This is a genomic window from Paenarthrobacter sp. NEAU-H11 (assembly GCF_050573415.1).
GTDB lineage: Bacteria > Actinomycetota > Actinomycetes > Actinomycetales > Micrococcaceae > Arthrobacter.
In genome coordinates this window covers 186,807-209,072 of sequence record NZ_JBNZGA010000008.1, presented here as the reverse complement: position 1 = coordinate 209,072, position 22,266 = coordinate 186,807, and the positions used below count along the sequence as shown (strand labels likewise).

General features: G+C 65.3%; 23 protein-coding genes, 2 tRNA genes, 1 other RNA gene and 1 pseudogene. 16 read left to right on the top strand and 11 right to left on the bottom strand.

Going from position 1 to position 22,266, the window contains the following annotated elements:
• Positions 1–1,325 (bottom strand): annotated as a pseudogene (locus ACQ3DC_RS12460) (pyruvate dehydrogenase (acetyl-transferring), homodimeric type); the annotation flags it as partial.
• Positions 1,326–1,753: 428 nt separating this feature from the next.
• Between ACQ3DC_RS12460 and ACQ3DC_RS12455 the strand changes: the two are divergent.
• The 5 genes from ACQ3DC_RS12455 (at position 1,754) to ACQ3DC_RS12435 (ending at position 4,182) form a co-directional block, all read left to right on the top strand.
• Positions 1,754–2,173, top strand: coding sequence for a DUF3052 domain-containing protein (locus ACQ3DC_RS12455; protein WP_321213780.1), 420 nt, complete (start codon positions 1,754–1,756; stop codon positions 2,171–2,173).
• Positions 2,170–2,664: a peroxiredoxin gene (locus tag ACQ3DC_RS12450; protein ID WP_321213779.1), complete on the top strand. Its 495-nt coding sequence runs from the start codon at positions 2,170–2,172 to the stop codon at positions 2,662–2,664. Before ACQ3DC_RS12455 ends, ACQ3DC_RS12450 begins: the two co-directional genes overlap by 4 nt.
• Before the next feature lie 6 nt (positions 2,665–2,670).
• Positions 2,671–3,591 (top strand): NAD-dependent protein deacetylase, encoded by a 921-nt coding sequence (locus tag ACQ3DC_RS12445; protein ID WP_321213778.1) that lies wholly within the window; start codon positions 2,671–2,673, stop codon positions 3,589–3,591.
• A 109-nt stretch (positions 3,592–3,700) separates the two neighbouring features.
• Positions 3,701–3,773: transfer RNA gene (locus tag ACQ3DC_RS12440), tRNA-Val, on the top strand.
• Positions 3,774–3,891: 118 nt separating this feature from the next.
• Positions 3,892–4,182, top strand: coding sequence for a hypothetical protein (locus ACQ3DC_RS12435; RefSeq protein ID WP_430752361.1), 291 nt, complete (start codon positions 3,892–3,894; stop codon positions 4,180–4,182).
• Between the two features lie 134 nt (positions 4,183–4,316).
• On the opposite strand, the gene ACQ3DC_RS12430 is transcribed toward ACQ3DC_RS12435, so the two are convergent.
• Positions 4,317–5,042 carry a FadR/GntR family transcriptional regulator gene (locus ACQ3DC_RS12430; protein WP_157241930.1) on the bottom strand — a complete coding sequence of 242 codons (726 nt, stop codon included), beginning with the start codon at positions 5,040–5,042 and terminating at the stop codon, positions 4,317–4,319.
• Between the two features lie 199 nt (positions 5,043–5,241).
• Between ACQ3DC_RS12430 and gndA the strand changes: the two genes are divergently transcribed.
• On the top strand, positions 5,242–6,678 hold the full coding sequence (gene gndA, locus ACQ3DC_RS12425; protein WP_157241931.1) for an NADP-dependent phosphogluconate dehydrogenase: 1,437 nt from the start codon (positions 5,242–5,244) through the stop codon (positions 6,676–6,678).
• A 112-nt stretch (positions 6,679–6,790) separates the two neighbouring features.
• Here the strand turns inward: gndA and epsC are convergent, their stop codons facing one another.
• The 3 genes from epsC to msrA form a co-directional block, all read right to left on the bottom strand.
• The gene (gene epsC / locus ACQ3DC_RS12420) at positions 6,791–7,375 is read right to left on the bottom strand and encodes a serine O-acetyltransferase EpsC (protein ID WP_321213777.1); all 585 of its coding nucleotides are present in this window, start codon (positions 7,373–7,375) and stop codon (positions 6,791–6,793) included.
• 39 nt (positions 7,376–7,414) lie between these two features.
• On the bottom strand, positions 7,415–8,350 hold the full coding sequence (cysK, locus tag ACQ3DC_RS12415) for a cysteine synthase A (protein WP_157241932.1): 936 nt from the start codon (positions 8,348–8,350) through the stop codon (positions 7,415–7,417).
• Between the two features lie 64 nt (positions 8,351–8,414).
• On the bottom strand, positions 8,415–8,939 hold the full coding sequence (gene msrA, locus ACQ3DC_RS12410; protein WP_157241933.1) for a peptide-methionine (S)-S-oxide reductase MsrA: 525 nt from the start codon (positions 8,937–8,939) through the stop codon (positions 8,415–8,417).
• 102 nt (positions 8,940–9,041) lie between these two features.
• Between msrA and ACQ3DC_RS12405 the strand changes: the two genes are divergently transcribed.
• Positions 9,042–9,980: a Nif3-like dinuclear metal center hexameric protein gene (locus tag ACQ3DC_RS12405; RefSeq protein WP_430752360.1), complete on the top strand. Its 939-nt coding sequence runs from the start codon at positions 9,042–9,044 to the stop codon at positions 9,978–9,980.
• A 109-nt stretch (positions 9,981–10,089) separates the two neighbouring features.
• The gene (locus ACQ3DC_RS12400) at positions 10,090–10,827 is read left to right on the top strand and encodes a zinc ribbon domain-containing protein (RefSeq protein ID WP_430752359.1); all 738 of its coding nucleotides are present in this window, start codon (positions 10,090–10,092) and stop codon (positions 10,825–10,827) included.
• A gap of 81 nt (positions 10,828–10,908) precedes the next feature.
• Here ACQ3DC_RS12400 and ACQ3DC_RS12395 read toward each other — a convergent pair whose 3' ends face one another.
• Complete coding sequence (locus ACQ3DC_RS12395) at positions 10,909–11,673, bottom strand: YaaA family protein (RefSeq protein ID WP_323057016.1); 765 nt, start codon at positions 11,671–11,673, stop codon at positions 10,909–10,911.
• 56 nt (positions 11,674–11,729) lie between these two features.
• Here ACQ3DC_RS12395 and rnpB point away from each other — a divergent pair.
• The 5 genes from rnpB to ACQ3DC_RS12370 all read left to right on the top strand — a co-directional run bounded on the left by rnpB (position 11,730) and on the right by ACQ3DC_RS12370 (position 15,653).
• Positions 11,730–12,121, top strand: an RNA gene (gene rnpB / locus ACQ3DC_RS12390) — RNase P RNA component class A.
• Positions 12,122–12,166: 45 nt separating this feature from the next.
• A complete protein-coding gene (locus tag ACQ3DC_RS12385) occupies positions 12,167–12,709 on the top strand; it encodes a TspO/MBR family protein (RefSeq protein WP_321213772.1) in 543 nt (180 codons plus the stop codon).
• 258 nt (positions 12,710–12,967) lie between these two features.
• Positions 12,968–14,446: a glyceraldehyde-3-phosphate dehydrogenase gene (locus ACQ3DC_RS12380; protein ID WP_430752358.1), complete on the top strand. Its 1,479-nt coding sequence runs from the start codon at positions 12,968–12,970 to the stop codon at positions 14,444–14,446.
• Positions 14,447–14,521: 75 nt separating this feature from the next.
• Positions 14,522–14,731 (top strand): hypothetical protein, encoded by a 210-nt coding sequence (locus tag ACQ3DC_RS12375; protein WP_157241935.1) that lies wholly within the window; start codon positions 14,522–14,524, stop codon positions 14,729–14,731.
• Positions 14,732–14,855: 124 nt separating this feature from the next.
• Positions 14,856–15,653 carry an HNH endonuclease family protein gene (locus tag ACQ3DC_RS12370; RefSeq protein ID WP_157241936.1) on the top strand — a complete coding sequence of 266 codons (798 nt, stop codon included), beginning with the start codon at positions 14,856–14,858 and terminating at the stop codon, positions 15,651–15,653.
• Positions 15,654–15,662: 9 nt separating this feature from the next.
• On the opposite strand, the gene def is transcribed toward ACQ3DC_RS12370, so the two are convergent.
• The 3 genes from def to orn form a co-directional block, all read right to left on the bottom strand.
• Positions 15,663–16,235, bottom strand: a complete 573-nt coding sequence (gene def / locus ACQ3DC_RS12365) for a peptide deformylase (RefSeq protein ID WP_157241937.1) — start codon at positions 16,233–16,235, stop codon at positions 15,663–15,665.
• Positions 16,236–16,361: 126 nt separating this feature from the next.
• Positions 16,362–16,434, bottom strand: a tRNA-His gene (locus ACQ3DC_RS12360).
• Positions 16,435–16,562: 128 nt separating this feature from the next.
• Positions 16,563–17,192 carry an oligoribonuclease gene (gene orn, locus ACQ3DC_RS12355; RefSeq protein ID WP_323057018.1) on the bottom strand — a complete coding sequence of 210 codons (630 nt, stop codon included), beginning with the start codon at positions 17,190–17,192 and terminating at the stop codon, positions 16,563–16,565.
• Positions 17,193–17,343: 151 nt separating this feature from the next.
• Here orn and mptB point away from each other — a divergent pair, with 151 nt between their 5' ends.
• Positions 17,344–18,900: a polyprenol phosphomannose-dependent alpha 1,6 mannosyltransferase MptB gene (mptB, locus tag ACQ3DC_RS12350; RefSeq protein WP_430752357.1), complete on the top strand. Its 1,557-nt coding sequence runs from the start codon at positions 17,344–17,346 to the stop codon at positions 18,898–18,900.
• 178 nt (positions 18,901–19,078) lie between these two features.
• Positions 19,079–19,756, top strand: coding sequence for a hypothetical protein (locus ACQ3DC_RS12345; RefSeq protein ID WP_430752356.1), 678 nt, complete (start codon positions 19,079–19,081; stop codon positions 19,754–19,756).
• A 27-nt stretch (positions 19,757–19,783) separates the two neighbouring features.
• Here the strand turns inward: ACQ3DC_RS12345 and ACQ3DC_RS12340 are convergent, their stop codons facing one another.
• A complete protein-coding gene (locus ACQ3DC_RS12340; protein ID WP_430752355.1) occupies positions 19,784–20,497 on the bottom strand; it encodes a DNA alkylation repair protein in 714 nt (237 codons plus the stop codon).
• Positions 20,498–20,598: 101 nt separating this feature from the next.
• Between ACQ3DC_RS12340 and ACQ3DC_RS12335 the strand changes: the two genes are divergently transcribed.
• A complete protein-coding gene (locus ACQ3DC_RS12335) occupies positions 20,599–21,501 on the top strand; it encodes an aldose 1-epimerase family protein (protein WP_430752354.1) in 903 nt (300 codons plus the stop codon).
• Here the strand turns inward: ACQ3DC_RS12335 and ACQ3DC_RS12330 are convergent.
• Positions 21,498–22,265, bottom strand: a complete 768-nt coding sequence (locus tag ACQ3DC_RS12330; RefSeq protein ID WP_430752353.1) for an alpha/beta hydrolase — start codon at positions 22,263–22,265, stop codon at positions 21,498–21,500. The two genes, ACQ3DC_RS12335 and ACQ3DC_RS12330, sit on opposite strands and share 4 nt — an antisense overlap.
• Between the last annotated feature and the right edge of the window lies 1 nt (position 22,266).

The window sequence follows — 22,266 nt, the reverse complement described above, 5'->3', positions numbered from 1 at the left end:
ATAGGGATCCGCAGGTGGTCGCGGAATTTCTTCAGGTCATCCAGGGTGAGTTTCTTCATCTGGTGGGTCGCGTTGCGGCCCTCGAAGTGCGGTCCGAGGCCGTAGCCCTTGACGGTCTTGGCCAGGATGACGGTGGGCTTGCCCTTGAATTCGGTGGCTGCCTTGTAGGCGGCGTAGACCTTGCGGTAGTCGTGGCCGCCGCGCTTGAGGTTCCAGATCTGGTCATCGGTGAGGTCCGCGACCATGTCCTTGGTCTGCGGGGTCTTGCCGAAGAAGTGTTCGCGGACGAACCCGCCGGATTCGGCCTTGTAGGTCTGGTAGTCCCCGTCGGGGGTTTCGTTCATGATCTTCACCAGCGACCCGTCGGTGTCCTTGGTGAGGAGGTCGTCCCACTCCCGGCCCCAGACGACCTTGATCACGTTCCAGCCCGCACCGCGGAAGAACGCTTCGAGTTCCTGCATGATCTTGCCGTTGCCCCGCACGGGCCCGTCCAGGCGCTGGAGGTTGCAGTTGATCACGAAGTTGAGGTTGTCCAGGTTCTCGTTCGCGGCGAGCTGGAGCAGGCCGCGGGACTCGGGCTCGTCCATTTCGCCGTCGCCGAGGAACGCCCAGACCTGCTGGTCACTGGTGTCCTTCAGGCCGCGGTTGTGCAGGTACCGGTTGGACTGGGCCTGGTAGATCGCGTTCATCGGCCCGATGCCCATGGACACGGTGGGGAATTCCCAGAAGTGCGGCATCAGGCGCGGGTGCGGGTAGGAGGACAGGGCGTGGCCCTCGCGGGACTTTTCCTGCCGGAACCCGTCCAGGTCCTCCTCGGAGAGCCGGCCTTCCATGAACGCCCGGGCGTACATGCCGGGGGAGGCGTGGCCCTGGAAGAAGACCTGGTCCCCGCCGCCGGGGTGGTCCTTGCCCCGGAAGAAGTGGTTGAACCCGACCTCGTACAGGGTCGCGGCCCCGGCATAGGTGGAGATGTGTCCGCCCACCCCGATGTTCGCCCGCTGGGCCCGGTGGACCATCACCGCAGCGTTCCAGCGCATGTAGGCCCGGTAACGGCGCTCGAATTCCTCGTTGCCCGGGAATTCCGCTTCCTGGTCCACCGGGATGGTGTTCACGTAATCGGTGGTGGTCACCATCGGCACCCCGACGCTCTGCGCGCCGGCACGCTGCAGCAGGCTCCGCATGATGAATTGGGCACGCTCGGTGCCCTGTTCCCTGATCAATGCATCCAGGGACTCAACCCACTCGGCGGTCTCTTCGGGATCACGATCAGGCAGCTGGTTAGTCAACCCGCTGAGGATATGGGAGGTATCTTCTCCTGCAGCCACGTCCAACCTCTCTTTGCGCGCATTGGTGGCGCACTCAGGCCGGGCAGGGTGACCGCCCGGCGTACGTACGCCGTGTGCGACGTATCGGTTACAACAGCCCGGTCATGTGTGCCGGGCAGGGTCCTAAGTTTTCCTACGTCTGCATTGGAGTTACAGGGTTGTTGCCCCGCAGGCATAGTTGTCACCTGCCACTCTAACTCTGTCCCTTACGCGATGCGTAGCCGCGGCTTGGGCGGCCCAGTTGTATTTCGCCGTCATACTGGTTGTGTGACGAAAAGCCGCTGGGCAGCGGGCTGGACGAACCTGATGTGACGCAGAATATGGCGCATCGCGGGGGCGGCAGCTTGAAGCTCAGGCACAAAGGGTGTTGGCTTGGGAGTAATGGAAATCACTATGCGCACTGCATATATGAGGCATTGGAGGTACACGTGAGCGAGGCCGACGCCGCCACTTCGGTAAATGTGGCGGAAAAATTGGGTTTCAAGAACGGGGATCTGATTCAGGAGTTCGGTTACGACGACGACGTCGATTTCGACTTGCGTGACGATATTGAGGACCTCACCGGTTCTGAGCTGCTGGACGAGGACGACCATGAAGTGGCGGACGCCGTCATCTTCTGGTGGCGCGACGGCGACGGAGACCTCGTTGACAGCCTGATGGATTCGCTGACCACGCTGAGCGAAAACGGCGTGGTGTGGGTGCTGACACCCAAGTCCGGCCGGGCTGGATATGTCTCCCCGGCAGACATCCAGGAGGCAGCGCCGACGGCCGGGCTGCACGTTACCACCTCAGCGGGCGTGTCCAAGGACTGGAGCGCAACGCGGCTGGTGAGCAGGAAGAACAAGTGACGGCAGCGCTTGCCGCTGCCGCCGTAGCTGTCCCCGCGGTCGGTGGGGCCGCACCTGACTTCGAACTCGTTAACCAATACGGTGAGCCGGTCAGGTTGTCCTCCTTCCGGGGCCAGAACGTGGTCCTTGTGTTCTATCCCTTTGCATTCTCCGGTATCTGCACCGGTGAGCTCTGCGAACTGCGGGATAACCTCGCGCTGTTCCAGGATGCGAACGCCACCGTCCTGGCCGTCTCAGTGGACAGCAAATTCAGCCTCAGGGCCTATGCTGCCCAGGAACGGTACAGCTTCGACCTGCTCGCGGACTTCTGGCCGCATGGCGAGGTCGCCAGGCTGTATGGGGTGTTCGACGCCGACAGCGGCATGGCACGGCGGGGCACCTTCATCATCGATGCGGGCGGAACCATCCGGTACAGCGTGGTGAATCCGCGGGGCCAGGCCCGGGACCTCGGGGAATACCGCACGGCACTTGCCGGGCTCGAAAAGGCCTGACTCCACGTGGGCGGGCAGCGGCATGGTGTGGGCCTCACAGGCTTCGCGAGCATGCCGCCAGTGCCTGCCGGACCCCCGTCCGCAGAAGAGCTTGACGTCCTGGTCCGGATCCGGGACGTACTGGCAGGGGACCGTTTCGCGCTGCTCACCGGGGCCGGACTCAGTACCGACTCCGGGATCCCGGACTACCGGGGACCCGGTTCGCCCCCTCGTTCGCCCATGACCTACCAGGAGTTCGTCAAGGCGTCCGCCAACCGCCAGCGATACTGGGCGAGGAACCACATCGGCTGGTCCCACCTGCGGCGCGCGGATCCGAACCAGGGCCACCTCGCCGCGGCGGAGCTTGAACGCAGGGGACACCTCACCGGCCTCATCACCCAGAATGTGGACCGCCTGCACCAGGACGCCGGCAGCGTTAACGTCGTCGACCTCCATGGCAGGTATGACCAGGTTGTCTGCCTGAATTGCCGCCGGACCTATACGCGGCGTCTGCTGGCAGGAATCCTCGAGGAGCTGAACCCGGATTTCCTGGACCGGGCGGCACAGACGGGGCTGGTGGAGATGGCACCGGACGCCGATTCCACGGTGGAAGACCAGGCGTTGATCAGCAGTTTTGTGGTGGCGGCCTGCCCCGCCTGCGGAGGAATGCTGAAGCCCGACTTCGTGTACTTCGGTGAGAACGTGCCCAAGGACCGGGTCGAAATCTCCTACCGGATGGTCGATGATGCCGCAGCCCTGGTTGTTGCGGGATCGTCACTGACGGTAATGAGCGGCCTGCGCTTTGTCAGGCACGCCGCCAAGGAGGGCAAGCCGGTGGTCATTATCAACAGGGGAGCAACCCGCGGGGATGACAAAGCAACCATCAAGCTTGAGGCGGGCGTCAGTGAATCGCTGACCTGGCTGGCGTCGGAGCTCCCGCCGGTCTAAGGGCAGGCCGCAGGCTGCCCTTCAGCGGTCGATTCGCATTCGGGGGCCGATGTCGGGTAGAGTCTATGTTCGTTGGTCAGGGCGCAGCAGTGCCCGGTCCGGCCACTTTGGGTCTTTAGCTCAGCTGGTAGAGCGCCACGTTTACACCGTGGATGTCATCGGTTCGATCCCGGTAGGACCCACACGCAAGCCCCGCAGTTTCCGCCTTCAGGTGGAAGTGGCGGGGCTTTTGCGTTGCCCCGCCCCCCCAGGAATCCGGGCTCTTCCCCGAATGTCCGACCCCTGCCATAGCTTGCAGGAATGGAACACGTGATTGTGCGGACGGGGACGGACGGCAGGCCCACGGCGGTGCTCTGCAATGGCAGGGAATGGGCTGTGGGCGCGGAACCGGTCCGGTGGTTTGAGCGGGTCAAATGGTGGGAGACGCGCCGCAGGATGCCTAAGGGCCTCAGTCGTGTGGATGTCGAGGTCCTGCAGCTTCAGGTGAGGCTGGGAAGGAACGCCGGCTCCGCCCTGACTACCATGCTCCTTGAGCGGGACGGGCTGGGTGGGGGCTGGCGTCTCAGGGAAGCCCTTGCCGACGCTGCCTAGGCGAATCGCGCCGGCCGGCGGCGGGCTCCGGGCATTGGAAAACCCTCCACCGCGACTATTGGGGGATGCCGCGGTGGAGGGCCTGAGTTGAATATACCGTGAACCTCTGGAAACAAAAAGTCGACGCAGCGGTGTCAGCGCTGCACCGGAATGAAGACGCGGGGTTGCTCGGTCCACGTATCGGACATCTGGGACATGGTCCGCCTCATGATTTTGTCTGACGACTCCCGGGCGGTGGCAGCATCGCCCCGGGCGATTGCCTCCGCCACGTCCATGTGCCACTGGAGCGCGGCCTCGTGCGGATGGTCGGGCATCAGTCCGTGCACGGTCCGGCCCGTCAGGGTCTCCGCCACCTGGCCCATGAGGTTCGCAAACATTTCGTTGCCCGAGCCGGACAGCAGCAGCGAGTGGAACTGGATGTCCAGCTCAAGGAAGCGGGGCACGTCACCCTTGCGGCCGGCGTCGAGCATTGCACGGGCGACGTCCACCAGCTCCAGCCGCAGCGGCGCCGGCGCGTTCTGGGCGGCCAGCTCGGCCGCGGCCGGCTCCACGGCGGACCGCAGCTCAGCAAGTGACCGAAGCTGCGCACCGCGGGCATCACTGGCCAGGCGCCACCGGATGACCTGGGGATCGAAGGGATTCCAGCGGCTCGGGGGCAATACCCGGATGCCCACCCGCTTGGTGGTCTCCACCAGGCCGAGGGACTGCAGCACGCGGACGGCCTCGCGGATCACCGACCTGGACACCCCGAGTTCATCCTCAAGGTTTTCGGCGAGCATGATATGGCCGGCAGGCAGCTCCCCTGAGACAATTCGGGTGCCAAGATTCTCAATGGCACGGTGGTGCAGGCTGCTGGTCATGCAGCTAAGCCTAGTGTGAACGGGTTGGCCGGAAGGCGGCCGGCCGGGACCGCAGCGACACAAACGCTTCCACAAGGTGGGCGTTACTTTCCTGTTACCTCCCGAATATATATGCTTTATTAAGACCCTTGGTCTGCAATCGTGCTTCCGACGCAACGGGAGCCCTGCACATCCGCGCAACGTACGAATTGGAGTTTTGATGTCTGCACACATCGGTGTCACCGGCCTCGCGGTGATGGGCGCCAACCTCGCCCGCAACCTCGCCAGGAACGGCTTCACGGTTGCCCTGCACAACCGTTCCGTCGAGAAGACCGACGCCCTGCTGGAAAGGTACGGCTCGGAAGGCGACTTTGTCCGGACGGAAACCCTGCAGGAACTGGTCGATTCCCTGGAGAAGCCGCGCCGCGTGCTGATCATGGTCAAGGCCGGCAAGCCTGTTGACTCAGTCATCGAACAGCTGGAGCCGCTCCTGGAACCGGGCGACATCATCATCGACGCCGGTAACTCCCACTACGAGGACACCCGCCGCCGCGAAGCTGCCCTTGCCAAGAAGGACCTGCACTTCGTGGGCGTCGGTGTCTCGGGCGGCGAAGAGGGCGCGCTCAACGGCCCCTCCATCATGCCCGGCGGTTCCAAGGAGTCCTACAAGGCCCTGGGCCCGCTGCTGGAAAAGATCTCCGCCAAGGTGGACGGCGAACCGTGCTGCGCCTGGGTGGGAACCGACGGCGCCGGCCACTTCGTCAAGATGGTCCACAACGGCATCGAATACGCCGACATGCAGGTCATCGGCGAAGCCTTCGACCTCCTGCGTTCCGGTGCCGGCATTGAGCCTGCCGAGCAGGCCAGGATCTTTGCGGACTGGAACAAGGGCGAGCTTTCCTCCTTCCTGATCGAGATCTCCGCCGAGGTTTTGGGTCACGTGGACGCCAAGACCGGCAAGCCGTTCGTCGACGTCGTGGTGGACGCGGCCGGCCAGAAGGGTACCGGCCGATGGACCGTCATCTCCGCACTGGAGCTCGGCTCCCCGGTTTCCGGCATCGCCGAATCCGTCTTCGCACGCGCCCTGTCCTCCCAGACGGAGCAGCGCAAGCTGGGCCAGGAGCTGCTGGCCGGCAACGAGGCATCCGTGGAGATCCCGGAGACGTTCGTCGAGGACGTCCGCCAGGCACTGTACGCGTCCAAGCTTGTTTCCTACGCCCAGGGCCTGGACATGCTGACGTCGGCAGCGAAGGAGTACGGCTGGGACCTCAAGCTGGACGAGATCGCCTCCCTGTGGCGGGCCGGCTGCATCATCCGCGCCGAGCTGCTCAAGGACATCACCAAGGCCTACGCAGCGGACGAGAAGCCGGCCAACCTCCTGTTCGCTCCGGCGTTCACGCAGGCCATCGCCGAGGCACTGCCGGCATGGCGCCGGGTCGTCGCTACCGCCGTCCAGCTGGGGATCCCCGTTCCGGTGTTCTCCTCCTCGCTGGCCTACTACGACGGCCTGCGCCGCAAGCGCGTTGCTGCCGCCCTGATCCAGGGCCAGCGAGACCTGTTCGGCGCCCACACCTATGGCCGCGTCGACTCCGAGGGCACTTTCCACACCCTCTGGGGCGAGGACAAGTCCGAGATCGAAGCCGTGGACACGCACTAGCCTCCACTATCGGTTAAAGCCAAAGGCCGGCAGTTCCTGAAGTTTCAGGAACTGCCGGCCTTTGGCTTTTGCTTGGCGCTGGTGACACGGCCAGGGTTGGCGGCTTCTGTTGTCAGATCCGGTATTCGATGTCGTACTCTGCCGGGTCCACCGCAGGCTTGGTTTCACGCTGGGCATCCCGGTGGCGCCACTTCGCGGGGACGCCGGTGACAATCGATTCCGGCGGCGCGTCCTTGACCACCACCGCGTTGGCGCCCACGGCGCTGTCCCGGCCAATGGTGATTGGCCCCAGGATCTTGGCGCCGGCACCAATGGTTACCCGGTCACCGATGGTGGGGTGGCGTTTGATCCGGGCCAGGGAGCGGCCGCCCAAGGTGACTCCGTGATAGATCATCACATCCTCGCCGATCTCGGCAGTCTCTCCGATCACCACGCCCATCCCATGGTCGATGAAGAAGCGGCGGCCGATGGTGGCACCCGGATGGATCTCAATTCCGGTGAGGAACCGGCCCAGCTGCGAGATCAACCGGGCAGGGAAACGCAACCCCGGGTTCTGCCACAGCCAGTGCGTCAGCCGGTGGATCCAGATGGCATGCAGGCCGGAGTATGCGAAAAAGTTCTCAAAAGAACCCCGAGCCGCCGGGTCATGGGACCGGGCGGCGTCGAGGTCTTCCTTTAGTCTTGCGAAAAAGCCCACAAAGTTCTTTCTACAGGAAACGGGCGAACAGCGGCTGGATCAGCCGCGGATGTCGTCATAGAGGACGGTGGAGATGTAACGCTCACCGAAGTCACAGACAACAGCCACGATCAGCTTCCCCGCGTTTTCGGGACGCTTGGCCAGTTCCAGGGCACCCCAGACAATGGCGCCGGAGGAGATGCCGCCCAGGATGCCTTCCTTGACGCCGAGCTCGCGGGCCACCCGGACGGAATCCTCAAGCGTGGCGTCCAGGACCTCGTCATAGACGTTGGTGTCCAGGATTTCAGGCACGAAGTTGGCGCCGATGCCCTGGATCTTGTGCGGGCCGGGTGCGCCGCCATTGAGGATGGCGGAGTCCTTGGGCTCGATCGCGACGATCTGGACGCCGGGCTTGCGCTCCTTGAGGACCTGGCCGACGCCGGTGACGGTTCCGCCGGTGCCTACGCCCGCGACGAAGATGTCCACTGCGCCGTCGGTGTCCGCCCAGATTTCCTCCGCCGTGGTGGTGCGGTGGATTTCGGGATTGGCTTCGTTGGCAAACTGCTGTGCCCAGATGGAGTTCTCGGTGTTGGCCACGATTTCCTGGGCCTTCTCCACCGCGCCGCGCATTCCCTCGGAACCCGGAGTCAGGACGATCTCGGCGCCAAAGGCGCGCAGCATGACGCGGCGTTCCGTGGACATGGTCTCCGGCATGGTGAGGATGACCTTGTAGCCGCGGGCAGCACCCACCATTGCCAGGGCGATGCCGGTGTTTCCGGACGTGCCTTCAACAATGGTTCCGCCGGGCTTCAGTGCACCGGACTTCTCGGCGGCATCGACAATGGCAACACCGATACGGTCTTTGACGCTGTTGGCCGGGTTGTAGAACTCAAGCTTGACGGCGACGGTGGCATCCAGGCCCTCGCTGAGCCGGTTGAGCTTGACCAGCGGGGTCCCGCCGACCAGCTGTGTCACATCGTCATAGATCCGTGCCATGTACATACGCCTATCTCTGAGGGGTGAATACTGAGGTCAGCCTAACGAGGCCGCGTAAGCGTGGCTAAGCGTTAAGCCATGCAGAGTAATATTTCCTGGCCTTGGCGAGCTTGGGGTTGATGATCACCTGGCAGTACCCCTGTTCGGGATGCTTGGCGTAATAGTTCTGGTGGAACTCCTCCGCGACATGGAAGCGGGGCAACCGGCTGACCTCCGTGACAATCGGATGGGCCCACAGTGCCTGGTTCCGGTCGATCGCTTCCTCAAAGAGGATCTTCTCTTCGGTGGTCTCATAGAACATCGACGAACGGTACTGGGTGCCGACGTCGTAGCCCTGGCGGTTCAGCGTGGTGGGATCGTGCAGGGCGAAGAACATGTCCAGGATGACCTCCGCCGGGATGGTCTCCTCGTCGAACGTCACGGCAACAACCTCGGCATGGCCGGTGGTGCCGTTGCAGACCGAGTAGTAGTCCGGTTGCGGATCGTGGCCCCCGGTATAGCCGGACACCACCGAGCTGACGCCCTTGGTCTTCTGGTAAACGGCGTCGAGGCACCAGAAGCAGCCTCCGCCTAAAACAAAAGTTTTCATGACCTCTTCAATGGTTGGGGGCGCGGGAAGATTCCCGGGCCGTCCAGGGGCGGCGGCTGTAAACGTGCGGTCCGGACGGCCCGATGGGGTAAAACTAAGACTATGGAACCTGCGGACACCGACGTTACCGGCCCGGACAACATCGACGGCGGCACTGGCAACGGCGGCGCACCCTCCGGCGGGCTTGGGGCAGCGGAGTCCGCGGAGGCGCCCACCCTGGGTGAACTGCTCCTGGCCGTGGAAGAGCTGTGGCCCGAATCCCTGGCAGAGAACTGGGACGAAGTGGGACTGGTGGCAGGCCATCCCTCCGCGCCCGTCACCAAGGTGATGTTCGCCGTCGACCCAACCCTGGAAGTCATTGAGGAGGCGGTGGAGTGGGGCGCGGAACTCCTGATCACACACCATCCCCTCCTCCTGAAGGGCGTCACCAGCGTCGCCGCCACCACCCCCAAAGGCCGGGCAGTGCACCGGTTGATCGAGTCCGGCACCGCTTTGCTGACCGTCCACACCAACGGTGATTCCGCCGTCGGCGGCGTATCCGACGTCCTCGCCGACGCGCTCGGCCTCCAGGACGCCGCCCCGCTCACGGTGGCCGCAAACGGCCTCCCGGAAGAGGGCATCGGGCGGGTGGGGGACCTGGCGGAGGCCATGACCCTCGGCGACTTTGCGGCCCGCGTGTTCGGGATCCTCCCGTCCGTTGCCGGGGGAGTGCGGGTTTCCGGCGACAAGGACGGCCTGGTCCGGCGCATCGCCGTCTGCGGTGGTGCCGGGGACTCCCTCTTCAATGAGGTCAGAGCCAGCAACGCGGACGTCTATGTCACCGCTGACCTGCGTCACCACCCGGCGTCGGAAGCCCGGGAGGCCGCCCTGAACGGCCGGCCCTACCTGGTGGATGTGTCCCATTTCGCCAGCGAGTGGCTGTGGCTGCCTGCCGCTGCGGCTGCGCTGGGCAATGTCCTCGCCGACCAGGGCCATGACGTTGAAATCCGGGTCAGCACTACCAACAGCGACCCCTGGGACTTCATCCTGACCCCGGGCTAGGCCTTGAGGTGGCGACGCAGCGAGGCGGGGGAGCAGGCCACGCGCTAGAGTCTAGGAAGCGCCGATCAGGTGCCCGGCCCCGGCCGGTAGGGATCAAGCGGAGGTAAATGTGGCGAAGGCAGCACCGGCGGAACAGTTGAAGTTGCTTGAGCTGCAGGGGCTGGACGCCAAGCTTAAGTCGCTCGCCAACCGCCGCCGCTCCCTGGAAAACGATCCCCGCATCAAGGACCTTGAGGCGGCCCTGTCTGTGGCCAATGGCGAGCTTGGTGCGGCGAAGGTGGCTGTCCATGACGCCGAGGCCGAACTGAAGCGGGCCGAGGCGGACGTGGAACAGGTCGCCTCGCGGATCCAGCGGGACGAGGCGCGGCTGAACAGCGGCACCGGGTTGTCCAAGGACCTGGTGGCCCTCCAGAAGGACATCGCCTCGCTCAACAAGCGTCGCTCGGACCTTGAGGACATCGAACTCGAGGTAATGGAGCGGCTGGACTCCCTTCGGGCCAGGCAGGCGGCGCAGCAGGGGATTGTGGACGATATCCAGGGATCCTTCGGCACCATCCGCGCCGAGCTGGATGCGGAACTGGCTGAGGTGGAGGCGGAAGCGAGCGGGCTCCGCACCCGGCGCGCCGAATTCGGTGCGGGGCTCGACGCCGGCCTGCTCGCCGTCTACGAAAAAACGCTCGCCAAGCGGGGCGTCGGTGCCGCCCGGCTGTTCCACGGCACATCCGAAGCGTCAGGCATGAAGCTGAGCCCCGGCGACCTGGCCGAGATCAAGGCAGCCGCCGCTGACGACATCGTCTTCTGCCCGGACTCGGGCGCCATCCTGGTCCGCTCGGAGGAGTGGGCCTGACCCAACTAAGTAGCGCTAAGTGTCGTTTTGGCGGCTCATAACGACACTTAGCGCTACCTAGTTGGGGGAGGGGCGGGGGAATCAGCCCGGCAGGATGATGTTTAGCGCGTGGGGTTTCCTCGCTGACCCGTCCACGAGCTCTGCCTGCCACACTTCCCGGGCGGCCTTTGCAAGGTCCGACGGCGTCGCTGGAGCCTTGCCCCGCCGGGCCAGCAGGTGCCGTGCCAGTTCGCCGCGGGTGTGCTTGGCGAAATGGCTCACCACTTTCCGCACGCCCTGCACTTCGGTGAACACGTTGACCGTAACGGTCTGCGCCGGCGGCGGCGCCCACGCTGCGGCGTAGGTGCTGGACCGGCAGTCAACCAGCAGCTGCCCCTCGGTGAGCGGCGCCAGCGCACTGGACAGGTGCGGCTTCCAGAACGAGGCGAGGCGGCCGACGTCGGGCAGCGCCGTCCCCATTGACAGCCGGTAGGCGGGCACGCTGTCCCCGAAGCGGATGGCGCCCCAGAGGGCGGAGATCACCAGCACCGATTCGTCTGCCTTGCGCCGCTGCACAGGGGTGAGCGTCTTGTAGCCCAGAGCGTCGTACAGCACGCCGGAGTAGATCTGGTGGGCGGGAGCCGCGGGTTCAGCGTGGAGCCGGGTGTTGCGGTCGACGTCGTCCTTCAGCGAGGCCCCGACCCCCAGCAACGCGAGGGCGTCCTCGTGCGCGCTCACCGCCCCCAGTGCGTCGAGCACCTTGGCGCGGCAGGAGTTCAGGTCCGGGAAGCTCAGGGAAGGCCAGTCGACGGCGGAACCACGGATCGCGGGCGTCTTGCCTTCGGAAGGGGGGAGCAGAATCAGCACCGTCCGATCCTACCGGCGCAGGGAATGCGGCACCGCGCCGGTAGACTGGACCTGGATGGGTTGACCAGGCGGCCGCGCGTCACGCAAGTGGCTCGAGGAACGTCCGGGCTCCACAGGGCAGGGTGGTGGGTAACGCCCACTCGGGGTAACCCGCAGGCCAGTGCCACAGAGAACAGACCGCCTGGGTCGCGCCGGTTTGAAAGCGGCACGAACCAGGTAAGGGTGAAACGGTGGTGTAAGAGACCACCAGCTTCCCGGGTGACCGGGAAGGCTAGGTAAACCCCACCCGGAGCAAGGCCAGACAGGACACGTTTGAGGGCTGCCCGCCCGAGTGTCCGGGTAGGCCGCTGGAGGGCGCCGGCAACGGCGCTCGTAGATGGATGGCCGCTACTCCCGCACCGGCAACGTGGCGGGAGCACAGAACCCGGCGTATCGGTCAACCCATCCACCCATTCCGGTTTGACCTTGAGAGTTGTGTTGGGGATCCTGAACCGTGCCCGCAAATATTGACCCGCCCTCCGGCTATGGAGCCGCCCAACCGCAGGGTTCCGCCCGCGGACGGCAGGCTGTTGCCCTGGCCGGGTTCCTTGCGCTCTCCGCTGCAGCCTGGGCTTTGGCGTCGGTCCCCATCATCCTGAATTCCGGCGGCTGGTTCGCGGGGTCGGTCAAGGCTCCCTGGATGCCGCCGGGCTGGATGTTCAGGAGCATGTGGATGCTGCTCTACGCGGGGGTGGCGGTTGCCGCCTGGCTCGTCTGGCGGAAAGGGGAGCTGAGGGGAGGCGCCCTGGCCGGGTACCTTGTCCAGTTGGTACTCAACGCCGCGTGGCCGCTGGCCTTCTTCGGGCTCTTTCCGGTATTTGGAGCCGCTGCACTCTGGGCTGCTTTCCTGGTGATTGCCGGGCTGGCGGCGTCCCTCGCCTTCCTCGTTGTGCGGTTCGGTCCGGTGAGCCCGGCTGCCGGCCTCCTGATGCTGCCCTATTTTTCGTGGGTTGTGTTTTCGGCCAGCCTCAATCTCTATTCGGCCATCCACAACTGATGCCCCGGACGCAAGGCCGTTCCCTGTGAGTGATTTCACGTGGTTCCGGCCGGTTCAGGGGGGGCCGGCCAACTTAGAATGGAGACCGGACGCAGGAGTTCTTCCGCCGGGGTTGCGTTCGCAGCCGGCGGTTTTTCTTTGCACGCGATCCAGGCGCCTGGGGGCCGACCCCTGCAGGCGCGGGTGCCCCTGCACAACATGTGGTGGCCGACATCCGTGTACGAGGACGTACACGGCTGAACCGAGGAAGGTATTTCTGTGAGCCAGACGTCAGATTCTTGTCTTGATACGTGGATGGGCCGGGAGGCCCTCGCCGAGGCCATGATTCCGGTGATCGGCCGGCTGTACCGCGAAAACAACGTGGTCACCAGCATCCATGGCCGGAGTTTGATCAACAAGTCCACCATGAACATCCTCAAGGCGCACCGTTTTGCACGCCGGATGAGCAAGGACGAGCTGCTCCTGGAGGAGACCGCGCCGCTGCTGAACACCCTGGCCGGCCTGGAGCTCGGTGCTGCTGCGATCGACATCGCACGGTTGAACCAGAAGTTCAAAGAAGAGGGCAGCGGCGCCACGCTGGAAGAATTCCTCCGCGCGGAACTTGCCGACGTTGTGGGCAAGCGCGGCGGCGACGACCGCACCAGCACCGACGTGGTGCTTTACGGCTTTGGCCGGATCGGCCGGCTTCTGGCCCGCCTCCTCATCGAAAAGGCAGGCGGCGGCCATGGCCTCCGCCTGCGCGCCATCGTGGTCCGCAAGGGCGCTGACAACGATCTTTCCAAGCGTGCCAGCCTCCTGCGCCGCGACTCCGTCCACGGGTCCTTCGAAGGGACCATCAGGATCGACGAGGAAGCCAACACCATCACGGCCAACGGCGTGCAGGTACAGGTCATCTACTCGGACAACCCTGCCACCATCGACTACACCGCCTTCGGCATCAACAATGCCCTGGTGGTGGACAACACCGGCCGCTGGCGCGACCGGGAAGGGCTGTCCCAGCACCTGCAGAGCAAGGGCGTGGCACGGGTTCTCCTGACCGCGCCGGGCAAGGGCGACCTGAAGAACATCGTCCACGGCATCAACCACCGCACCATCGAGGACACTGACCAGATCGTGTCCGCCGCGTCCTGCACCACCAACGCCATCACGCCGGTGCTGAAGGCCGTCAACGACAAGTTCGGCGTCGTGCACGGCCATGTGGAGACAGTGCACTCCTTCACCAACGACCAGAACCTGATCGACAACTTCCACAAGGGTGACCGACGCGGCCGCTCCGCCGCGCTGAACATGGTCATCACGGAGACCGGTGCCGCCAAGGCCGTGGCCAAGGCACTGCCTGAGCTGCTCGGGAAGCTCACAGGCAGCTCCATCCGGGTCCCCACCCCTGACGTCTCCCTGGCGATCCTGAACCTCCGCCTGGAGAACGGGACCACCAAGGACGAGATCAACAACTACCTCCGCGAGATGTCCCTGCACTCGGACCTGCGGAAGCAGATCGACTACATCGACTCACCCGAAGTTGTCTCCACTGACTTCGTCGGTTCCCGCCGCGCGGGCATCGTGGACGGCCTGGCCACTGTGTCCACAGACAAAAACGTCGTCCTCTACGTCTGGTACGACAACGAGTTCGGCTACAGCTGCCAGGTGGTCCGCGTGATGGAGGAAATGGCAGGGGTCAACCCGCCGTCCTTCCCCGCAAAGGAATCCGCCGCGGCCCTCGCAGCGATCGCCGTTTAGGCCGCGGCCGCCGGTCCCGCGAGTTCCCGGCTGATTCTGCTGGAATCAGCCGGGAAACGGGACCACACTGGTGGCATGGACAAAAATTCGACACTTCAGCACGAAACAACCCTTGAGCACGCCCTCGACGTCGCCAAAGCCAACCACAAGGAGGCCGTCCGGCTGCTTGAGGGCGCCCGCGCCGCCTACAAGACGGGCGACGTCGGCGAGGATCGGGTGCGCCAGCTGGAAGGACTGCTGGCCATCGCCGAGGAGGACCTCCGGAGGGTGATGCGCGAGCAGTAACCCCCGCGCGGACACTTCCACCAGCGCCGCCACTTGCCCTCCACACTGTGGAAAACAACGGGGCGACCCGGGAGGCGGCCTAGGCTCTTCTGGTGCATGATGTCCGAGAAGGGGCCGGGTCCCCATGACTGTGAGCTGGTCCGCCTACCGGCGAGCCCGCCGTCGCTCGCGGCAGGCGTGGGGCATCCTGGCAGTGGCCGCCGTCGGTGCGCTGGCGGCACTGTCCTGGTTCTTTACTGCCGGCCAGTTTGCCTTGGCGGAGCCCGCGGCCTCCGGCCCCACCGAAGCCCCAGTGTTCGACCCTGCCTGGATGAAGCCCGTTGTGCCGGTGCACCCCGTGCCCTCCGGTACTGCCGTCACCGCGCTGGAACGGCTTCCCGTCAAGGGCCGGGCCGCGAAGGACAAGTACGACCGCGAAGCGTTCGGCCAGGCGTGGCTGGACGTGGACCGGAACGGGTGCGACACCCGCAACGACATGCTCAGGCGTGACCTTACCGCCGTGGTGTTCATGGAAGGTTCCACGTGCCGGGTGGCAGGGGGCTCCTTCCGCGAGCCCTATACCGGGCAGCCCTTGGACTTCCGGCGGGGCTCCGACAGCAGCCGGGCAGTCCAAATAGACCACGTCGTGGCCTTGGGTGACGCGTGGCAGAAGGGTGCCCAGGGATTGACAGCCAAGCAGCGCCAGAGCCTGGCCAACGATCCGCTGAACCTGATCGCGGCGGACGGCCCGGCAAACGTGCAGAAGGGTGCCGGCGATGCCGCAACCTGGCTTCCCAAGAATAAATCCTTCCGCTGCCACTATGTGGCCCGCCAAATATCGGTCAAGGCAGCCTACGGACTATGGGTCACCGAGGCGGAGAAGGGCGCCATGAAGCGCGTGCTGGGGTCCTGCCCGGACCAGCCCACCATTGCGGCGAAGTGACCGGGTGCCCTAGTGGCCGAACGGGTCCGGGTCGACGCCCGGCATCCAGGTCAGTCCGGGAACGCCCCAGCCGCTCTTCTTGGCCTGTTTCATGGCTTTGCGCGCATAGCGGTCAATCAGCCGGTTGACGTACAGTTTTCCGTCCAGGTGGTCATATTCGTGCTGGATGACCCTGGCAAACCAGCCGGTGGCTTCGAACCTGACCGGCTGTCCAAAGCCGTCAAACCCTTCAACACGTGCCCACTCGGCGCGCTTCAGGGGATACTGCCCGCCGGGGAAGGACAGGCAGCCTTCTTCTTCCTCGTCCGGGTCCGGTACCGCGCCGGAAATCTTTGAAAGGGTTAGCACCGGGTTGACCAGCACGCCCGTGGGCGGAGCGCCGTCGTCGTTGGCGTATTTGTAGACAAAGATCCTCTTGCCCACGCCTATCTGTGGTGCCGCGAGACCCACGCCGTTGGCGGCGTCGTTCGTTTCAAACATGTCCGCTATCAAAGTCCGCAGCTCGTCGTCGAACACTTCCACCTCGGAAGCCCGGCGGTGCAGTACGGGTTCTCCCCAGATGGTGATTGGCAGAACGGTCATCTTCAGCGGTCCTTCAGCGGTGTCTCGTGCCAGGTGCAAGTGTGCAAACGGCGAAAAAAGAAGGAGGCCGCACCGGATCTCCGGTGCGGCCTCCTTCTTGGACGGCTGCACATACCGTCCCGTGAGGGTGAGCTACGGGGGTTGAACCCGCGACCTCCTGGACCACAACCAGGCGCTCTGCCAACTGAGCTAAGCCCACCATGTGCCTGCAGATTTACCGGCGTACCGGCCCTCTGGAAAGGCAACTCATATAGCTTACCTGCTCTTCAGGGGTGCTTTGTCCACTTTTGGGGTTTTTGCGGAAAATTCCGTCGAAGGTGGCGCAAATTACCCTTCCTGCTGCCCGGCGTCCCCGGCGGATGTGATGCGGCGGGCAATCTGCAGGGCGGTGGCACTGTCCGGTCCCGGTGCAGGCACGAACACGGCCTCCCGGTAATAACGGAGCTCGTCGATGGAGTCCTTGATGTCCCCCAGTGCGCGGTGTCCGCCCTTTTTGGCCGGAGACTGGAAGTACGCCCTCGCGAACCAGCGGCGCGAGAGTTCCTTGATGGTGCTGACGTCGATCACCCGGTAGTGCAGGTGTTCAACCACTGCGGGCATGTCCCGGGACAGGAACACCCGGTCCGTCCCCACGGAATTACCGCCCAGCGGCGCCTTGCGGGGGTCCGGCACCCATGTGGTGATGTATTCCATGACGGCGGCTTCCGCTTCGGCCATCGTCTTGCCGTTCGGCAGTTCCTTGAGGAGCCCCGATTTGGTGTGCATGTCGCGGACGAAATCGTTCATCTGGGCCACCGCGGCATCATCCGGTTTGATGACCACGTCGACGCCGTCGCCGAGGATGTTCAGTTCGGAGTCGGTGACCAGGGCGGCCACCTCGATCAGGGCGTCGTTCTTGATGTCCAGGCCGGTCATTTCGCAGTCGATCCAGACGATGCGTTCGTTAGATATAGGCACCGGACAAGCCTACCGTTACACCTTCAGGGCACCGGCCGATGCTAGGATTTCGAAGACGCGGCGGGTCATCCCGCTCCCGTGAGGATGCGCCTCGGCCGGCCGTTGGCCCGCCGGGCAGAATCGCAGACGAGATAGATTGGACGATCCTGAAATGACGGCGCCTGTGCCTGCGGCGGGGGAGGTGGCGCCCGCCGCCACTGTCGCAGCGGGCGGCGCGGAAGTGGATAATCCCCGGTCCCCGCTCCTTGCCGGCTTCGTGGGCTCCATGTTCATGCTTATCGGATCCTTGGGCGTGGGCTGGCTGGCCCCGGTCTCCGAACTCCGCCGGATGCCGCTGTTCATTTGGATGCGTGCCGAAGCAGTTGGCGTTGCCCTCTCGATTGTCCTGCTGGCCATAGGAGGCATGCTCCTGGTCCGTGCCTGGCTCAGGCTGGGGCAGCGGGTCAGGGTGTGGGGCAGGCAGGCCCGTAAAGCTACGCTGATGGCCGTTGTGGCATGGGGCCTGCCCATGATGTTCAGCGTGCCGCTCTTCAGCCGCGACGTCTACGCCTACATTGGCCAGGGCCGGCTGATGGTTGAAGGGTTCAACCCCTACGAGAACGGCATCTCGGCTCTGTCCAACTACTTCCAGCTGGGCGCGGACAAAATGTGGACGGAAGCCCCCGTTCCCTATGGCCAGCTGTTCCTGTGGATTGAACAGTTCGTTGTGTGGTCCACGAACGTCCAGCCGGAGGCAAGCGTGATGCTGTTCCGGCTGGTTGCCTTGGCCGGAGTCATCCTCTGCGTGATCTATGTTCCGCGGCTCGCCGAGCTGCACGGCATCAATCCGCACCGGGCCCTCTGGCTCACCGCTGCGAACCCGCTGTTCCTGACGAACTTCATCGCCAGCGTCCACAATGACGCACTGATGATCGGTCTGGCGCTGGCCGGACTCTACTACTCCGCGACGCACCGGGTGGTCCGCGGCATTGTGCTGGTAACCCTTTCCGTTGCAGTGAAGCCCATCACCATCGTCTTCCTGCCGTTCATCGGGCTCCTGTGGGCGGGCAGGGACGCGGGCTGGCTCCGCAAATTCATGTTCTGGGGCCTGACCGCTGCATTGAGCCTCGGCATCCTGGCCTTGATGAGCCTGGTCAATGGTTTCGGCTTCGGCTGGGTCAATGGGCTCTCTGCCCCCGGAAGCATCTCCATCTGGTACGCGCCCGTGGGGCTCATCGGAATGGTGGTTGCCTCCCTGGCCAATTCGTTTGGACTCGACGGCGCCACCTTGGCCGGCTTTGTCTATAACGTGGGCAAGCTTGTTGCCGTGGGCATTGTCGCCTGGCAGATCTTCCGCGGTGACTACGACCGGCTGATGCGCCGCCTCACCCTCGCTCTTGCCGCGATTGTCCTCCTGTCTCCAATCATCCAAGCCTGGTACGTCGTATGGCTGATACCGCTCTTTGCAGTCACCGGGATCAGGAATGACTGGCAGGTCAAGGCGCTCTACTTCGTTGTCTCCTTCTTCATGATCTATGCCATTTCAGACCAGCTGGAAGTCTTCCCGTACCTTCAGACCGAGGACCTCGGCTTTGCACTGGCCCTCGCCCGAGTGGCCGCCGCGGTGACCGGCCTGCTCTTTGGCCTGTACCTGGTTTTCTGGGACCCCCGCACCCGCCGGCTGTTCCGCAAAACGCACGAGGCCGTCGTCGAACGCCCCATCATCTAGGCAGCGCCGCGTGTCGGTCCCGCGTTCGAAACGACGCTCGACGCTCCCTCGCCGGGCTTAGTGGCCTCCACCATCTCCGGCGGTGATGTCCGGCCCCGCTTGACGGGCCTTTGGACCCTGCTGCCGGGGATGCGCTGCCCGTACGGTCGAAGCATCCCCCACTTCAAGGAGGCGCCGGATGCAGAATTCGGGCCACGCGCCGACCGGCAAGGCGCTGCGCACCGTGACGGGCGTCTTTGGGCTGCTGGCGGCCCTGGCCGGCGTGGAGCACGGGCTGGGCGAGATCCTCCAGGGCCCGGTGGCGCCCGACGGTCCGGTGTTCCGTTCCTGGCCCGGGAACGAAGCGTTCGAAATCCTGGACGGAGAGCCGGCCTTCACGGTGTTACCCGATCTGTTGGTTTCGGGCGTTGTGACCGTGGCGGTGGCGGTAGTGTTCGGGGCCTGGGCGGTGGCCGGCGTACACCGCCGGCGGGGGCCCCTGGTGCTGATCGGGCTCGCGCTGCTGCTGTTCGCCGTTGGTGGCGGTTTCGGTCCGCCGCTGCTGGGAATCATCCTGGGCATCGGCGCATCCAGGCCCGCAGTACCTTCGCGGCCGCCGGGACCGGCCGCACGGGTGATGGCGAAGGCATGGCCGTGGGCGATGGGCGCCGGTGCGGCAGGGTACCTGGGATTAGTGCCGGGCACGCTGGTGATGCACGCCCTGAGGGGAACTCCACCCGAATCCGTGGTGTACGGGCTCATGGCGATGGCCTTCGGCGGTGTGCTCCTCGCGCTGGCCGGAGCCCGGGCCGGTAACAGGCTGGAGGCCTGGCATGCCGCACCATCCCCGCGCTCCCGGTCCGGAACGTCAACCTGACTCCAGGTTATTTGCCTGCCACCGCCGTTATGCGTCAGGTGCGGGGGCAGGGAGGCGCCGGAGCGCTTCCCTACGGGACAACGGACTGAGGGCTGCCTCATGTTCTGCCACGAAGGCCGCCACCCACTCCGGCGCCGTCTTGGAATACTCGCGCAGGGCCCATCCGATCGCTTTCCGGATGAAGAACTCCGGGTCTGCCATGTTTGTTGCCAGGACCTGGGCCAGGAGCACGGTGTCAGTGGCTGCCTTCGCCTTAAGCTGAGAGAGGATGGCAGCCCTCCTTATCCAGGAGTCCGGGTCGGTGCTCCAGCCGAGCAGGACTGCTGACATCTCCTCACGGTTGGCTTGCAGCAGGCCGCACAGGCGCGCCGCTACCGGGTCCACGAAGTCCCACCACGCGCCGCTGCGAATCATTTCCTCGTACACGGGCAGCATCAGCATGTCACCCGCCGCCAGCGGCTCAGCGGTCAGGTCGATGGCTGCATACCGTTCCTCGCGGGCGGCGGCGTTCCGCCAAAGCTCCAGGACAGTGGCGCGCAGCTGGCCGGCCGACGCGAAGGGAGTGCCGCCGGCAGCTTCGGCAGCGATCCGGCGGACTTCGGGGACGCGCACACCGAGGCAGGGCATGGCGGATTTCATGTATGCCTGCGCCCCGGCACCCCGTACCGGATCTGCCCGTTCACGCAGCGCACGACGGACGGCAGAAAGCACCTCGCTGTTCAGCGCATCCGCTTCGGCCATGGGGAAACTCTATCCAGCGGAGGATTTCATTGTGCCGCGCCGGGACACATGCGCTAGGCTGGTTAGCGCTCACAAGTGTCTCGGCCCCAAAGGGGATTTTCATGCCATCCACGGAACACCGCATTGCCAGCGGCCCCTACACCGCCGTGGTCACAGCCCGCGGGGGCGCCCTCCGGGAACTGCAGCACAACGGCCGGGACCTGGTGGTTGGCTTTGGTCCGGATGGCCGGGTTCCCGACTATCGCGGGGTTATCTGCGTCCCATGGCCGAACCGCCTGGCGGACGGCAGATATGCCTACGCCGGAACCGATTACCAGGCTCCCGTCAACGAGCCCGAGCGGGGTTCGGCGCTCCACGGCCTTGCCACGGAGCAGATCTGGGCGGTGCGGGAGGCGGCTGAGGACCGCGTGGTCCTGATGTGCACGATCGGCGCAGGCCCGCACTACCCATCGGATCTCGAGGTCTCCGTTTCCTACTCGCTGGGTCCCGGCGGATTGCGCAGCACAGTGAGTGCTGTGAACGCCGGGTCCGCCAGCGCCCCTTACGGCGTGTGCCCCCACCCCTACCTGGTGGCCGGCCCGGGAACGCTGGACGAATGGACGCTGGAAGTGCCGGCGCGCGAATTCCTCGACGTGACGCCGGACCGGCTGCTTCCCATCGGCATGAAGACCGTGAAGGAAGGCGGCTTCGACTTCCGCAGTCCCCGTCGGCTGGGGCCGGTAAGGATTGACCATGCCTTCACTGGAATTACCCGCGACGCCGCCGGGCTGGCCCGGGTCCGCGTAAAGGATCCGGCGGGAACAGGCGTGGAACTGGAATGGGGCGCGGAGTGGCCCTGGGTCCAGATCCACACTGCAGACAAGCCGGTTGGCCCGGACAGGCTGGGGCTGGCGGTTGAACCCATGACCTGCCCGCCTGACGCCTTCAACTCGGGGGCGGACCTTCTTCACCTCAAACCGGGGGAGACGCACTCAGCGTCCTGGACCATCCGGGCCCTGGCCTAGTCCGGACTGCCGGCCCGCAAATGCGGGGAGGTCCAGCCGGCTCGCGCGAGCCAGGCTGCGCACAGCCGCGTCCACTGGTCCGGCCCCGGCTCCTCCGCGGCGAGGCCCAATCCGTGGCGGCCATGGGGAAAGACATGCAGTTCGGCAGGCACGCCGGCGCCCATAAGCGCCCCGGCGTAGCCCAGGCTGTGGCTGACGTGGACGGCGTCGTCATCCGCGGTGTGCCAGATGAATGCGGGAGGGGTGGCGGCAGTCACCTGCCGTTCCGCGGAAAGCTCCTCAAGGACGTCCGACGACGGCGCGCCGCCAAGGAGGTTGTCCACCGAACCCTGGTGCACTGACGTGGTGTAGGACACCACGGGGTAGCACAACACGGTGAGGTCCGGTACCGCGCCGGAAACGTCGAAGCGCTCGCAGCCCGTTGCCACGGCGGTAGAGAGCGTGGCGGCAAGGTGTCCACCGGCCGAAAATCCGAGGACGCCGACCCGCTGCGGATCGACGGCCAAACCATGGGACCCGCCACGGATATGCAGCATGGCGTCCTTGGCGTCCTCCAGCGGGGCCGGATGCCGGTCCGGGGCCACGCGGTATCTCAGCACGAAGGCGTGGATGCCAAGCGCGGCGAGCCATTCGGCCACCGGCTCCGCTTCGTGGTCCGCCTGGCGGCCGTAGCCGCCGCCGGGCAGGACCAGGACGGCGGGCCCCGGGCCTCCGGCACCGTCCGCGCCGGCACGTGCAGGAACAGCGGTCAGCCCGGACACCATG